13 protein-coding genes and 1 pseudogene are annotated in these 13,347 nt (G+C 73.7%); 3 read left to right on the plus strand and 11 right to left on the minus strand.

Annotation, left to right across the window (positions count from 1 at the left end; genetic code table 11):
* Nucleotides 1–18 precede the first annotated feature (18 nt).
* The gene (locus tag BJP40_RS09015; RefSeq protein WP_071268821.1) at nt 19–1,074 is read right to left on the minus strand and encodes an ROK family transcriptional regulator; all 1,056 of its coding nucleotides are present in this window, start codon (nt 1,072–1,074) and stop codon (nt 19–21) included.
* Nucleotides 1,075–1,131: 57 nt separating this feature from the next.
* Between BJP40_RS09015 and BJP40_RS09020 the strand changes: the two genes are divergently transcribed.
* On the plus strand, nt 1,132–2,295 hold the full coding sequence (locus tag BJP40_RS09020; RefSeq protein WP_071279948.1) for a Gfo/Idh/MocA family oxidoreductase: 1,164 nt from the start codon (nt 1,132–1,134) through the stop codon (nt 2,293–2,295).
* Nucleotides 2,296–2,595: 300 nt separating this feature from the next.
* Here BJP40_RS09020 and BJP40_RS09025 read toward each other — a convergent pair whose 3' ends face one another.
* From BJP40_RS09025 to BJP40_RS09035, 3 genes are all read right to left on the minus strand, one after another.
* Nucleotides 2,596–3,453: a fumarylacetoacetate hydrolase family protein gene (locus BJP40_RS09025; protein ID WP_071279949.1), complete on the minus strand. Its 858-nt coding sequence runs from the start codon at nt 3,451–3,453 to the stop codon at nt 2,596–2,598.
* Nucleotides 3,454–3,556: 103 nt separating this feature from the next.
* Nucleotides 3,557–4,222, minus strand: a complete 666-nt coding sequence (locus BJP40_RS09030; protein ID WP_071279950.1) for a membrane protein insertase YidC — start codon at nt 4,220–4,222, stop codon at nt 3,557–3,559.
* Between the two features lie 625 nt (nt 4,223–4,847).
* Entirely contained in the window at nt 4,848–5,177 is a 330-nt protein-coding gene (locus BJP40_RS09035) for a DUF6412 domain-containing protein (RefSeq protein ID WP_107407997.1), read from the minus strand.
* 94 nt (nt 5,178–5,271) lie between these two features.
* Between BJP40_RS09035 and BJP40_RS09040 the strand changes: the two genes are divergently transcribed.
* On the plus strand, nt 5,272–6,291 hold the full coding sequence (locus BJP40_RS09040) for an SEC-C domain-containing protein (protein WP_071269064.1): 1,020 nt from the start codon (nt 5,272–5,274) through the stop codon (nt 6,289–6,291).
* Nucleotides 6,292–6,309: 18 nt separating this feature from the next.
* Here BJP40_RS09040 and BJP40_RS09045 read toward each other — a convergent pair whose 3' ends face one another.
* The 4 genes from BJP40_RS09045 to BJP40_RS09060 all read right to left on the minus strand — a co-directional run bounded on the left by BJP40_RS09045 (nt 6,310) and on the right by BJP40_RS09060 (nt 10,016).
* Entirely contained in the window at nt 6,310–7,425 is a 1,116-nt protein-coding gene (locus BJP40_RS09045) for an MrcB family domain-containing protein (RefSeq protein ID WP_071279951.1), read from the minus strand.
* A gap of 69 nt (nt 7,426–7,494) precedes the next feature.
* On the minus strand, nt 7,495–8,139 hold the full coding sequence (locus BJP40_RS09050) for an ATP-binding protein (RefSeq protein ID WP_071269066.1): 645 nt from the start codon (nt 8,137–8,139) through the stop codon (nt 7,495–7,497).
* Between the two features lie 19 nt (nt 8,140–8,158).
* Nucleotides 8,159–8,617, minus strand: coding sequence for a hypothetical protein (locus BJP40_RS09055; protein WP_143065928.1), 459 nt, complete (start codon nt 8,615–8,617; stop codon nt 8,159–8,161).
* 145 nt (nt 8,618–8,762) lie between these two features.
* The gene (locus BJP40_RS09060) at nt 8,763–10,016 is read right to left on the minus strand and encodes a helix-turn-helix domain-containing protein (RefSeq protein ID WP_226962627.1); all 1,254 of its coding nucleotides are present in this window, start codon (nt 10,014–10,016) and stop codon (nt 8,763–8,765) included.
* A gap of 679 nt (nt 10,017–10,695) precedes the next feature.
* On the opposite strand from BJP40_RS09060, the gene BJP40_RS09070 reads away from it, so the two are divergent.
* Entirely contained in the window at nt 10,696–10,998 is a 303-nt protein-coding gene (locus tag BJP40_RS09070) for a hypothetical protein (protein ID WP_071269208.1), read from the plus strand.
* 77 nt (nt 10,999–11,075) lie between these two features.
* Here BJP40_RS09070 and BJP40_RS09075 read toward each other — a convergent pair whose 3' ends face one another.
* The 3 genes and pseudogenes from BJP40_RS09075 to BJP40_RS09085 form a co-directional block, all read right to left on the minus strand.
* Nucleotides 11,076–12,380, minus strand: coding sequence for a DUF445 domain-containing protein (locus BJP40_RS09075; protein WP_071269207.1), 1,305 nt, complete (start codon nt 12,378–12,380; stop codon nt 11,076–11,078).
* A 92-nt stretch (nt 12,381–12,472) separates the two neighbouring features.
* Entirely contained in the window at nt 12,473–13,093 is a 621-nt protein-coding gene (locus tag BJP40_RS09080; protein ID WP_107408005.1) for a DUF1707 domain-containing protein, read from the minus strand.
* Nucleotides 13,094–13,159: 66 nt separating this feature from the next.
* Nucleotides 13,160–13,347: pseudogene (locus tag BJP40_RS09085) on the minus strand (methionine ABC transporter ATP-binding protein); the annotation flags it as partial.

Here is a 13,347-nt window from a genome sequence, read left to right on the forward strand (position 1 = left end):
GCCGCCGGATGCGCCCGATCAGCCCAAGGGCCCGAACAGCGGCGCGAGCACCAGCTGCGCCGCGCCCTCCGCCACCGGCTGCGACGAGGAGCCGGCCGCGGCCACGGGCACCGGGGCCCCGCCCGTGCGGCGGGCGCGCTCGGCGAGGACGGCGGCCACGCCCCGCACGAAGGCTTCGGGCGCCGGGGCCACGGCCCGGCCGCCGAGCAGGACCCGGTCGAGGCCCAGGAGGGCCACGAGGTTGGCGGCGCCCACCCCCAGGACCCGCGCCGCCTCCTCGGTGTCGCCGCGGGCGACGGCCGCGAGGCACAGCGCCTCCAGGCAGCCGCGCCCGCCGCAGCCGCAGGGCGCCCCGTCGAGCTGCACGGTCTGGTGGCCGAACTCCCCCGCGCCGGGACGGGCGCCGCGGTGCACGGCCCCGTCCAGGACGAGGCCCGCTCCCAGACCCGTGCCGACGTGCACGTACGCGAAGGAGCCGGTGCCCTCGCCACGGACGGCGAGGCCGAGGGCGGCCGCGTCGGTGTCCTTGTCGAGGACGACCGGCAGGCCGAGCCGCTCCGCCAGGGCGTCCCGCAGGGGGAAGCCGTCCCACTCCGGGAAACCGGTCACCCGGCGCGGGACGCCCGCCGCGTGGTCCAGGGGGCCGGGCATGGCCACGCCGACGCCCAGGACGGTCGCCCGGTGCAGCTCGCGCACCGCGGCGGAGGCGTCTTCGAGGACCCGCTCGGGCCCGGCGCCCAGGTCGAGGGGCCCGCTGCGGGCGGCCGCGGTCGCCCCTGCGAGGTCGACGAGCACGGCGTGGAACTCGTCGCGGTCCAGGTGCAGCCCCACGGCGTGGGCGGCCCCCGGCACCAGGCGCAGCACGGTGCGCGGCTTGCCCCCGGTGGAGGCGCGGCGGCCGGAGTCGTCGGCGAGGCCGTCGGTGCGCAGCCGTGCGGCGATCTTGCTGATGGCCTGGGGGGTGAGGCCGGTGCGTTCGGCGAGCTCCAGCCGGCTGATGCCGTCAGGGCCGGAGGCCCGGAGCAGTCCGAGCACGAGGGCGGTGTTGTGGCTGCGCAGCCCCGAGAGGTTCACGTCCGCATTCTGGGCCGCGGACTTGCCGTAACGCAACAGCGTTGCTTTAGTACGGGCATGACCCCACCCGTGCCCGCCGCCGCATCGCCCTCCACCTGCCCCGCCCCGCTCCGCGTGGGCCTCGTCGGCTACGGCCTGGCCGGCTCGGTCTTCCACGCCCCGCTCATCGCCGCGACCGGGGGCATGGCCCTCGACACCGTGGTCACCTCGGACGAGGGGCGCCGGGCGCAGGCCCGCGCCGCGTACCCGGGCGTCCGGCTGGCGGCCGCACCCGGGGAGCTGTGGGCGCGCGCGGACGAGCTGGACCTCGTCGTCGTCGCCTCGCCGAACAAGACCCACGTGCCGCTCGCGTCGGCGGCCCTGGAGGCGGGGCTGCCCGTCGTCGTGGACAAGCCGGTGGCGGGAACGGCCGCCGAGGCGCGGGCGCTGGCGGCCCTGGCCCAGGAGCGGGGACTGCTGCTGTCGGTCTTCCAGAACCGCCGCTGGGACGGCGACTTCCTGACGCTGCGCTCCCTGCTGGAGCGCGGCGAGCTCGGCGAGGTGCAGCGGTTCGAGTCCCGTTTCGAGCGCTGGCGGCCGCAGCTGAAGGGCGGCTGGCGGGAGTCGGGAGCGCCGGAGGAGATCGGGGGCCTCCTGTACGACCTGGGCAGCCACCTCGTGGACCAGGCGCTCGTCCTGTTCGGCCCGGCGGTGCGCGTGTACGCGGAGGTGGACACGCGGCGACCGGGTGCGCGGACGGACGACGACACCTTCCTCGCGCTGACCCACGCGGGCGGGGTGCGCTCGCACCTGTACGTGAGCGCGACGGCGGCCCAGCTCGGCCCCCGCTTCCGGGTGCTGGGGTCGCGGGCGGGCTATGTGAAGTACGGCCTCGACCCGCAGGAGGCGGAGCTGCGCGCGGGCGCCCGTCCGGCGGCCGGGGAGCCGTGGGGCGTGGAGCCGCAGGAGCTGTGGGGCAGGCTCGGCGCGGGCGTGTCCCCGGCGTCGGGGGACGGCGGGCGGCCGGTGCCGCCCCTGCCGGGCGCCTCCCCGGCGTTCTACGCGGCGGTCGCGGCCGCCCTGCGGGACGGCACGGCACCGCCGGTGACGGCCGCGGAGGCGGCGGCCGCCCTCGACGTGCTGGAGGCCGCCCGCCGCTCGGCCCGCGAGGGTGTGGCGGTGGACCTGCGGCAGGCCCCGCCGGGCGACCGCCCCGCCCCGGCCGCCCCACCCGCCGCATGACCGGCCCTGACACGACACCGGCCGAACGGGCGCGGCGTGCCCCGCATGACCGGTCCGGGCGGCGGCGCCTGCGCCGGCGGGGCGTGCGCCGAAGCCGCCCCCGGCGGGACCCGCCCGCCGCCGGGCAGCGGCCGGAGCGTGACCGGCCCGGGCACGGGAGGCGCGGGGCACACGGGGGACGCGAAGCACAGGAGGTGCGGAGCGCACTCGTCCGGGCCGCCGGGGCCGCGGCCGGGCCCGGGCCGCGACCGGTGGGCGCCACCTGGCCCGCCCGGCCCGCCGCACCCCGCCCCGCGCGGGCTACGCGTCCTTGAGCTGCTGCCGCTGGCGCCCCAGCCCGTCGATCTCCAGCTCGACGACGTCCCCGGCCCGCAGGTACGGCTTCGGGTCCGGCCGGCCCATGGCCACGCCCGCGGGCGTCCCGGTGTTGATCACGTCACCGGGGTACAGCGTCATGAACCGGCTCACGTACCGCACGACCTCCCCCACCGGGAAGATCTGGTCGGCGGTGCTGCCGTCCTGTTGCAGCTCGCCGTTCACCCACAGCCGCAGCCGCAGGTCCTGCGGGTCCGGCACCTCGTCGGCGGTCACGAGCCACGGGCCCAGGGGGTTGAACGTCTCGCAGTTCTTGCCCTTGTCCCAGGTGCCGCCCCGCTCGATCTGGAACTCCCGCTCGGACACGTCGTGCGCCACGGCGTACCCCGCGACGTGCGCGAGGGCCTCCTCAGCGGAGTCCAGACTGCGGGCGGTACGTCCGATGACTACGGCGAGCTCGACCTCCCAGTCGGTCTTGGTGCTCCCCCGGGGCACGAGCACGGTGTCGTCGGGCCCGACGACCGTGTCGGCCGCCTTCAGGAACACCACCGGCTCGGCCGGCGGCTCGGCGCCCGCCTCACGGGCGTGGTCGTGGTAGTTGAGCCCGATGCACACGACCTTCCCGACGCGGCCGACCGGCGGGCCCACGCGCAACCCTTCCCCGGCCAGCGGGGGCAGCACACCGGCGTCCGCGGCGGCCCGCACGCGGTCGAGGGCGGACGCGTCGGAGAGCAGCTCCCCGTCGACGTCTGCGACGAGGACGGACAGGTCCCGCAGGACCCCGCCCCGGTCGAGCAGGGCCGGTCGCTCGGCGCCCGCGGGCCCCACGCGCAGCAGCTTCATGGTCTTCTCCCAGTGGTCGAGGTGGGCCCCGGCCGATGGAGTGCGGCCATCGTCAGGATTTGGCTGATCCTCCAAGACATCGGAGCACTGTGCAAGCCCCTGTTCATGTGCTGGACCGGTACAGGACGGCCCGCTCGGCAGCGGTCCAGGTCGTGCTGGTCACCACGTAGAGGGCGGCGGCGAGCGGGACGACGGCGACCGTCACCAGCGTCGCGAAGGACAGCAGCGGCATCACCTTGACCATCGCCCCCATGCCGGGCACGTCACCGCCCGCCTCGGCGGCGCCCATCTGCTTCTTCGTCATCCGGTACGTGCAGGTGGCGACGGCCGCGACGAGGACGAACAGTGCCAGGTACACCAGCCCGGCGTCCCCGAGGAGCCCGCCGTGGGCGAGTGCGTCGCCCCAGCGCCCGCCGAGCGGCGCGGCGAAGAGGGCGTAGTGGCCGAGCTCCCCGGCGGAGAACAGCTGGTAGAGCAGGAAGAACACGGGCAGTTGGAGCAGCCCGGGCAGGCACCCGGCGAGCGGCGACACCTTCTCGCGCGCGTGCAGTTCCAGCACCGCGCGCTGCAGCCGTTCCGGGTCCCGGGCGTGCCGCTTCCGCAGGGCGGCGACCTGCGGGGCGAGTCGGGCGCGGGCCCGCTGGCCCCGGGCGGAGGCGACGGACAACGGGAGCAGGGCGAGCCGCACGAGGAGGGTGACGAGCACGATGACGGCGGCGGCGGGAAGGAGGTGGGCGGCCCAGGTGAAGGCCGCGAAGAAGGCAGACATGACAGACCCCGGAGTGGTTCCGAACGTGGACGTACGCGGACGGAGGTGCGTGACGACGACGGAACGGCCGTGGAGCCGGGAGGACCGGTCAGGTCCGGCACGCCCCCGGGGGGGCCCGCCCGGACGGACCGGCGAAGGCCCCCACCGGGCCCCCGAACCCCCAGCGCCCCCGGCCCGGCCCCGGACGGTCCCGGACGGCCCGAAAAGGGCGGTCCCCGACCGCGCGCGATTGCCGTCCCGGCACACCCGCCCCACCCGGCCCCCTCGGCACCTGCACCCCGGAAGACCGAAGGGCTGGACAGCCGATGGGGCTTGAGGGCTCAAGGACCGGAAGGCCGGAGGGCCGGCGCAACCGGCGGACCGGACGCGTGCAGGTGTCCGGGCGAGCCCCGTGTGCCAGGGAACGCTTCGGGAGCCGCGGGGATCACCGAGGCCCCGGGCGTACCCGGGTGACCGTGGAGGCCCGGTGGACCGAGACCACCGATGGACGGTGGAGCCCCCGTGAACGCGAACGACCAGGTGAAGGGGAACCCAGGTGACCGGGCGGGACCGGCAGACCCGGCGGGACCCTTGGTCCCGCACGGCGCAAGGACCGATCACCCTGGGCAGAGCGCCCGGGAAGGTCCTACGCGACCGCCGTCGACAGGAGGACGGAGCGGCCGGGGGCGCGGGGCCGGCGGCGCCCGCGCGCGTCGGGATCGCGCTGCGGCAGGAAGGCGGTACGCCGTGCCCGGTCGCGCAGGGCGGTGCGCACCCGGGTGGGCGGCACGGGCGGTGCGGCCAGGACGCTCAGCACCGCGCAGGCGAGCAGCCCGGCGGCGGCGGCAGCCACGGTGAGCACGGAGAAGGACGCCGCTTCGAGCGGCGACACGGCGGCGAGGAGGACGGAGAACACCGACAGCGCGGCCGGCAGCGCGCACACGCGCGACCCGAACGACCCGAGCGTCTGCCGCATCATGATCCCCCTCCCGCGTTCCGCACCGACAGAACCGTCCCTACCGTAACACCGCACCCCCGAACACGGGCCGTACGGCAGTACGGTGGTGCCCATGCGCCTCGACACGCCTGCCGACCACACGAACGAAGCCGAGCGCCTGCTGCGCACCGCGGAGCAGTACCCCGAGGACCGGGAGCCGCTGCTCCTGCGGGCGGCGGCGCACCTGGAACTGGCGGGTGACCGCCCCCGGGCGACCACCCTCTACGACCTGCTCCTGACCTCGGCGCCGAGCCCGGAGAACCCTCACCTCGTCCGGGCGCTCAAGGCGGCGAACCTGTGGGAGTACGGGCACGAGGCGGAGGCCAGGGCGATCATCACGGGCCTGCGCGCACTGCCACCGACCGACGCGGCGGCCTGGCAGAGCATCGGGGAGACCCTGGAGTCCCACGACGAGCTGGAGGCCGCGCACTCCGTGTTCACGGCGGCGGCGGAGGCGCTGGCCCCGCACCCGGTGGACGAGCGGGAGCTGTCCCACCCCACTCAGTCGCTCCTGATCGGCCGCCACCGGGTCCGCCGCCTGCTGGCGCTCCCGCACGACGACTGGGACGTCCTCGCGGACCACCTGCACACGGGCACGGTCCCGCTGGACGACCTGCACGACCCGAAGCGCACCTGGGCGCTCGGCTCCTCGGACCCCGCGGAACTGCGCGCGGAGATCACCAGGCTGCGCAGCGAGCTCGGCACGTACCGCACGGCCCTGTCCCGGCCCTTCCCCGTGACCGTGCTGCACTGGCCGGCGGACGAACTCGCCGAACTCCTCGCCGCCTACCCGGAACTGGAAGCGGAGTACCCGACGTACGCGGCGCACGTGACCGACCTGGAGGCGTCGCTGCGCGAACTCGCCGCCTCCGGCACCCCGAACCTGGGCGTCGTCCGCGGCACGGTCCCGTCGTACGAGGCGTTCGCGGCGGCCGAGTCCTCGTCGCCCGCCAACCCGGCCCTGCTCCCCCAGTACGCCACCGCCCTGGCCGCCCGCGGGCACGCCACACCCTGGCCGCCCGCCCACACCTCTGCTTGCTGGTGCGGGTCGGGGGCGACGTACGGGGAGTGCCACGGGGGCGCTACAGCATGACGGCCCCGGTCGCGGGCCTCAGTCCGCGACCATGCCCCAGGCCCGCGCTCTGGGGGAGCCGCCCCACTCGGTACCGGCACGCCAGATGGACGCGATCCCCTGCTCCTCCAAGTACGGCGCGTAGGCGCCGATCTCTTCGGAGAACAGGCCTATGAGGTAGGGCTCGGGCTGGCGCCGGTACAGGAAGTGGCGGTACTCGTAGAGCTGGCCCACGGCCTCGCGGACCGCGGTGGTCGGATTTCCGCGACGAACGACCTTCGCTTCGACGAGCCATTCATCGCTTGGGTCCGCTGCCGCGCCGTGACGTCGCAGGACCAGGTCCCGGGGGTGCTGCATCTCGGTGATCGGGTTGTATCCCCGGTCGCAGGCATGGTGGCCGAAGTCCTCGATGAGCTTCTCATGGCTGCGCTTCTTGACCTGTTGCCGTGCCTTGATCTCGGCCACGTAGTCGCCGCTGTCCTTCGGCCGGAATCCGGCCAGCGGGTCGGTGGGAACGCGACTGGTGTGTCCATCGGGTTCATAGGAGATCTCCAGGACATCCGTGGCGTCACTCTTCCACCAGATACGGTCGGCCTCTTCGACCCGCCGCAGCTGCTTGATGGCGATCAACAGGTCTTCCATCAGCGCGACATCACCGGGCAGGGCCGACGTGTCATAGATCTTGGCGATGACACTAGCCGCCTCGTAGGCCCTGGGCCGCGCCGCCTTGTCGCGGAGCTCCGGCTCGTCGACCCACCCCTGCCTTTCCTGGCGGTGCAAAGCCCTCCGCAGTCGGTCCGCGTGATGGCGCAGGTGTGCCTCTCGCGCTACGCCCTTGCCGAGGCGCTTCTCCAACCACGTGATGCCCTGCTGCAAGGTCAGCGCCACGCTCTGCAAGTCAGCGCTGAAGATGTAGGCGAGATACAGGTCCCTCTTGGGATCCGGGTCACCATGCTCGTCGAAGATGCCAATCCAAGGAGTCGCCGCCGGCGTCGTCTGTCCCCCGTGCCCCTTGGCTCGAAATCCGGGCGGAAGAGCCAGGTCGGTACGGCTCGCGACTCCTCGCAAGACCTGCTGACCCCGCACTTCACGCCTAGAACCGGCCGTACGGTCGTATGTGCTCGCGACCTCACTGAGCATGTCTCGGATCCCCATGGAGAGAATCTAGTTCAGGGGATCCCCCCGCACACGAGCGTTATCTCAAGGCTTCGTTGCCGCCACCGCTCACAGACCGGACTCAAACCGCGTCCGAACGCCGTCCAGCACGTCATCGGCGTCGAAGCCGTGAGCGCACATCCAATGCAGCAGATCCACCATGGCCTCTGCAGCCATGTCCTTGGCCGGGACCGCGCGTGGCTCCCACTCGCTCACCGCGCGGGATGAGGCCACCGCTGTCTCGTACAGGGAGAGCACCCCCTCAGCACGCGAGACGCGCACGCCACCCCCGTGGCCGTCTGACGTGGAGAGGTCCGTGGGGATCTCGCACCACGTGGTCTTGTACCGCGCGTCGAGGAGCGTCCCCCAACAGTCGGCGACCGCATCCACCAGTGCCATGCCGCGCCCTGATTCGGCGTCCCTATCGGCGGGGACCCGCCTCGGCAGTACGGTCGGCTCGGGATCACGCACCTCGATCCGCAACGACGTGCCGTTCATGGAGAAACGGAGCACCGTCGGTGTCCCCGTGCCGACATGGCGGATCACGTTGGTGACCAGCTCGCTGACACAGAGCTGGGCCGCCTCCACCTGGCGGGCGAGCCCCCAGCCCGTGAGATGGAGCCGCACGATGCGGCGGAGCCCGGCCACTTCCTTCGGCTCCGCCCGGAAGGGAAGTTCCCAGGGCCTCCGGCACACACACCCGTCCTCGTACACGTCACACCCGCTCCCTCGGTCAGCGGCGGCCGTGCGGGGCACGGGTGCGGCGGCGGACGTCTACCGCTGGAGAGTAGACGCACCAGGGGTGGTGGTACTCCGCGGAACGGGCGCCGGACGCGGCGGCCGGAACGGACTCTCGCGTCCGCCCCTCGATGGCCCGGCCCCAGCGGGTGCAGTACCGCTGAGCGCCCGACGCGGTCACCAGCTCCGCTTCCCTCTCGCGCTTCAGCGGGTCGCTCGGGACAGGAGGGGCGGGCAGCGTCGCCTCCGCAGTGTCGCGTGCCTCACGGTGGCGGGCCCGGGCCGCCGCCTTGTGCGCGGTACGGGAGGAACGGCAGGAGCGCGGGTAGCAGGCCGTTCGTCCCGTGACCGGGTCCGGGGCGTTCTGCCGCATGCCGAGTTCGATCTCGGCCCCCTTCGCCAAGGTGACACCGCAGTGCACGCAGTCGACTTTGCACCGCTGTAATTCGGACAAGTGGCGAGGGTCTGGCAGGGGGACGGCATGCGCGACGCTCATTTCGCTCATGCCGCCAACCTAGGATCACGGATCAACCTCGAACAGTCACGTTCCGTAGCGAAATGTGGGCGAGGTGACCGTCAAGGGCTACGGAACGCGTCCCTTACGCCACGTCGAAGAACTCCGCTAGCTCGCGCTGTCGGGTGGTTACACGACGCTTCTTGCCCACCCGGACCGCGTCCTGCCAGGTCTGAGACGCCATGCGTTGATGGCGGAGCCATTCGGGCGTCTCGGTCAGGAGCAATGACAGGATTCCCAGCGCCTGATCCGGCTGCCGCAGCATGGCATGGGCCTGTGCGACATCCAGCAGGTGCCGTCTCATGGACACGGCGGACGTGGGTTCCGCCATCCGCTCCGACAGCCGCAGGACGCGGTCCGGCTTGTCCGCGACGAGTTGGTTCTCGATCCCCTGGTACGCCACCGTCCGCCAGTCGAACCGGCCCCAACTCGACTCCGCGACCGCCGAGGAGCCCCCGAGCGCCGCCCCGGCCGCACGCCCCAGGCGCAGCATCTCCCGCGCCTCCTGAGGTCGGTTGTTCCGGGCCGCCGCCGCGCTGCCGTGCACCAGCAACTTCCCCCACGCACCCAGAGACTTCCGGGATGCCTGAGAGAGGCGCGGCTCGACGGCCTCCGCCGTGGCGACGCTGACCTTCTCCGCCTCGTCCAGTCGGCCCTGCCGCATCAGGAGCCAACCCTGCTGGTACACGGCGGCGGCCACCAAGCCCTTGTCGTCAACGGATACCGCATCTTGGATCGCGTCGCGCAGTGCTGTGTGCGCCAGGTCGTACGCCCGCACCTGCGTGAGGTAGCGGCCCGCCATCTGGAGGATGTCGGACCGCACGCGGAGGGAGCGTGTGCGTTCCTCACCGTTGTCGAAGTGCTCGACCGTGGCGTGGGCGGAGAGCACCAAGGCGGGGAGAAGCCCGGCGACCGTTCCGTAGTCGTCGCGGTGGTAGGCGACGGCCACGGCCCGCGCGGTGCGTTCGAGGTGATCCGGATCGGGTTCGACATCGGCCGCGCCGCCGGCACGCAACCGGCCGGACAGGGACACGGCAGGTGCGATGGCCTGGCGCAGCGGCATGAGCCCCAGGTTGTCGTCGTCGCCGCGTCTGGTCCGGTGCGGCCCGGAGGCCTCCAGGAGCGCGGAGGTGCGCACGTTCAACGCGCGAGCGAGCGCGTGGTACGTCTCCAACCGGGCCGAGCCACCACGCTCGATCTTCTTCACCACACCGAGGCTGAGCCCGGAGCGCTCGGCTAGTCCTTCTTGGGTCAGGCCCCGGCTGAGTCGGACGAGGCGGAGGCGATCGCCGGGAGGGTCCACGGACATGGCTGCTGTGAGGTCGACGCGTCCGGGCATACTGAACTCCGTTCTGACCTAGACACTCGGAACGGTACTCCCCTTCACCGAAGCGGAGACGGCAGGAACGCTCCTGTTATTCCCCGCCCGACGGGACGGGCACGGGGCATCACATCGAACGCCCCGCGCTCCCGCACATCCGCGTTCCGACCCAACGGGCGACGCGGCCTCGCGCTCATCTGCGGGGACACGACCCCCGGACCCCAGACCGACCCCCAATCGCCCCCAGACCATCGACGATCGACGCCCCCCTTTCAGGAACGTGGAGGACCACGCGGGGCAGGAGCCGTCGCCGCGGTCTCGCCGGGCGGCGGCGTTCGGCCACCACCGAGGCGGCGCAGCCGAGGTCGAGGAGCTGGTGAACGGTGGCCAGCCCGTCCTGTGCGAGAACCAGCGGATCCGCGGCGACGCGGCCGGGGGTGAGGGGGCGCGGCCGAGTGCGGCGGCACGTGAGAGTACGGCGGCGCACGCGACCGAGGCGAGCGACGTGCCGCCGGGGGCGGCGCGGGGGCTGCCGTAGGGGGGAGCATGGGGGCACTGCGGGCGGTTCACTGCCCAGCCGGGCACTTCGTCACCCTGTGCGCCCCTTCCGCCACTCGGCGGCGTACACGCGGAGCCGGGGGCGCTGGGCCCATTAGCCTCAAGGGTGTTGTTCGAGTGACGGCGGAAGGGGAGCGGTATGCGTGATGTTCCGGTGGCTGCTGTGGCGGCCGGGGGGCTCATCGGGGGGTACGGCGTGGCCCGGTGGACCGAGAAGCGGCCCCTGGGGGGCGTCGTGCTGGCCGCGGCCGGGGCCCTGGCGGCACGGGAGTGGCAGCGGCGCAGCGGGGGTGTCGCGGCGGCAGGGCTGACGGCGGCCTACATCGCCGCGTTTGCCGGATCGCATCCGCTGGCCAGGAAAGTGGGCGCCTGGCCTGCGGTGTTCTCCGTGGCCGGGGGCATGGCGCTGGCCTCCTGGGCGGTGACCCGGCGCGAGGGCTGAACAGTCCGCGGCGCGCGTACGTATGGAACGGCACCTCCCCGTAGTAACTGGGCGGGTGGCCGGTCGGCAGGGACCGGTCACCCGCCCAGGGTGTGGGAGACGGTGTGGATGAGCAGTCCCGCGAGGGCGCCGACCACCGTGCCGTTGATGCGGATGAACTGGAGGTCCCGGCCGATGTGGGCCTCGATCTTGCGGGAGGTCTCCGTCGCGTCCCACGCGGCGACCGTGTCGGTGATCAGGGACGTGATCTCCGTGCGGTACGTCGTCACGAGGTGCGCGGCCGCCTCCTCCAGCCAGCCTTCCGCCTTGCGCCGCAGCTCCTCGTCGGTGGACAGGCGGGCGCCCAGGGAGAGCAGGGAGGCCCGGGCCCGCAGGCGCAGTTCGCTGCGCTCGTCCTCGGCCGCGGAGATGACCATCGTGCGGACCGAGGCCCAGGCCGACGCGATGACGTCCTGGACCTCCGGGCGGGACACCAGGTCGGACTTGAGGCGCTCCACCCTGTTCCTGGTGTCCGTGTCGGACTGGAGGTCCCGCGCGAAGTCCTGCAGGAAGCGGTCCAGGGCGCCGCGTGCCGGGTGCGCCGGCGCGTCGCGCATCTCGGTGACGAAGCGCAGCAGCTCCTTGTAGACCCGCTCGCCGACCTTCTTGTCCACGAAGCGCGGGGTCCAGCCGGGCGCGCCGCCCTGCACCGCGTCCATGACGGAGTCCGCGTGCAGCACGAGCCAGTCGTGGGCGCGGGCGCAAACGAGGTCCACGGCCCGGTGGTGGGCGCCGTCGGCGACGACCCGGTCCAGGGTCTTGCCCAGGCCGGGCGCGACCTCCGCGGCCTCCGCGCGCCGGGTGATCGCCTCCCCCACCACCGCTTGCACGTCCGCGTCCCGCAGCACGGTCAGGGCGCCCCGCAGGGCGGTGGCGAGCTCGGCGGTGACGCGGTCGGCGTGGGCGGGCTGCGACAGCCAGGCCCCCAGGCGGGCCGCCACGTTCAGGGCGTGGAGGCGGGTGCGGACGACGTCGGCGGAGAGGAAGTTCTCGCCCACGAAGTGGCCCAGTGACTCGCCGAGCTGGTCCTTCTTCGTCGGGATGATCGCGGTGTGCGGGATGGGCAGGCCCAGGGGGCGGCGGAAGAGGGCGGTGACGGCGAACCAGTCGGCCAGGGCGCCGACCATGCCCGCCTCGGCGGCCGCGGCGACGTAGCCGGGCCAGCCGGTCACGCCGGACGACTCCGCCCAGGTGGCCAGGGCGTAGACGACGGCCACCAGGAGGAGCAGGGCCGTCGCGGTGGCCTTCATGCGGCGCACGCCCCGGCGCTTCTCCTCGTCGTCCGCCGTGTACGCGAAGGGCGCGGCGACCGTCGTCCGCGTCCCCGTGGCGTCTTCGCTCATGCCGCTCCGCCCTCGTCCGCCCCGGGCCTCGGGTGGGTCCCTGCCCGTCTCTTCTCAGGTACTCCCGAGACGCGGCTCAGGTTCCCCGGCGGCTACTTTTCCAGCTGCTTGTTCGTTTTGCTCCCTTTGCGGGGCTTCCGTTTCACCTCGACGCCCCCCATCAGGGCGAAGCCGGTGATCCGCACCCTCGGGGAGCCCGGGGTGCCCTCGCCGGCGCCCCGGTCGTCGAAGCCGCCCATGAAACCGACGCCGGTCACCTCGACGTGCAGGTCGGGCGGGACGACCACCTCGACGCCGCCCATGACCGGGAAGCAGCGGATGACGATCTCCCGGTCCTCGAAGTCGGCGTCCCGCAGGTCGATGTCCCCGCCGCCGCACAGGGCGAAGGCGGTGAAGACGCGGCCCACGCTCCACCGGCCGCGCCGGCCGAAGCCGCCGAAGACGGCGACGCCGCCGCGGGACGTGGCGGGGCGGCCGATCCGGGACGCCCAGGAGCCGGTCCGCGCGAAGGCGTCCGCCGGGCGGGCGTGGCCGCCCTCCGCGTGCGCGGCGGTCGGCAGGTCGCGGGTGAGGGGTGCCAGCTCGCCGTAGGTGCGGGCCCGGTAGGCCGCGTCGAGCCGCTCCTCGAACTCCGGCATGTCGAGGCGGCCCTCGGCGGCCGCCTCCCGCAGCCGCTCGGCGACCAGCTCGCGGTCCGTGTCCGATGCGCGCATCTCCGGCAGCCGGTCCGGGTGCCCGCCCTGGGCGCTGTTCACGGGGTCGTCCGTCATTCCCTCAGCCTAGGCCGCGCCGCGGTCCGCGTACATCTTCGCGATCAGCGTCTCGATGTCCGGTTCGCGCACCGACAGGTCCACCAGGGGGTACCGGGCCGCGGCCTCCGCCACCAGGGGCGCCGCCGACGCCGACGCCGGGAACGCCAGCCACTGGCGGGGACCGGCCACCCGGACCGTGCGGGCGCCCGCCAGTT

Source organism: Streptomyces sp. CC53 (assembly GCF_001865245.1).
Lineage (GTDB): Bacteria > Actinomycetota > Actinomycetes > Streptomycetales > Streptomycetaceae > Streptomyces.

Coding starts and splice junctions, on each gene's coding strand:
- BJP40_RS09020 (WP_071279948.1), top strand. CDS start 1,132: ATGACCCCACCCGTGCCCGCCGCCGCATCGCCCTCCACCTGCCCCGCC.
- BJP40_RS09025 (WP_071279949.1), bottom strand. CDS start 3,453: ATGAAGCTGCTGCGCGTGGGGCCCGCGGGCGCCGAGCGACCGGCCCTG.
- BJP40_RS09030 (WP_071279950.1), bottom strand. CDS start 4,222: ATGTCTGCCTTCTTCGCGGCCTTCACCTGGGCCGCCCACCTCCTTCCC.
- BJP40_RS09035 (WP_107407997.1), bottom strand. CDS start 5,177: ATGCGGCAGACGCTCGGGTCGTTCGGGTCGCGCGTGTGCGCGCTGCCG.
- BJP40_RS09040 (WP_071269064.1), top strand. CDS start 5,272: ATGCGCCTCGACACGCCTGCCGACCACACGAACGAAGCCGAGCGCCTG.
- BJP40_RS09045 (WP_071279951.1), bottom strand. CDS start 7,425: ATGGGGATCCGAGACATGCTCAGTGAGGTCGCGAGCACATACGACCGT.
- BJP40_RS09060 (WP_226962627.1), bottom strand. CDS start 10,016: ATGCCCGGACGCGTCGACCTCACAGCAGCCATGTCCGTGGACCCTCCC.
- BJP40_RS09070 (WP_071269208.1), top strand. CDS start 10,696: ATGCGTGATGTTCCGGTGGCTGCTGTGGCGGCCGGGGGGCTCATCGGG.
- BJP40_RS09075 (WP_071269207.1), bottom strand. CDS start 12,380: ATGAGCGAAGACGCCACGGGGACGCGGACGACGGTCGCCGCGCCCTTC.
- BJP40_RS09080 (WP_107408005.1), bottom strand. CDS start 13,093: ATGCGCGCATCGGACACGGACCGCGAGCTGGTCGCCGAGCGGCTGCGG.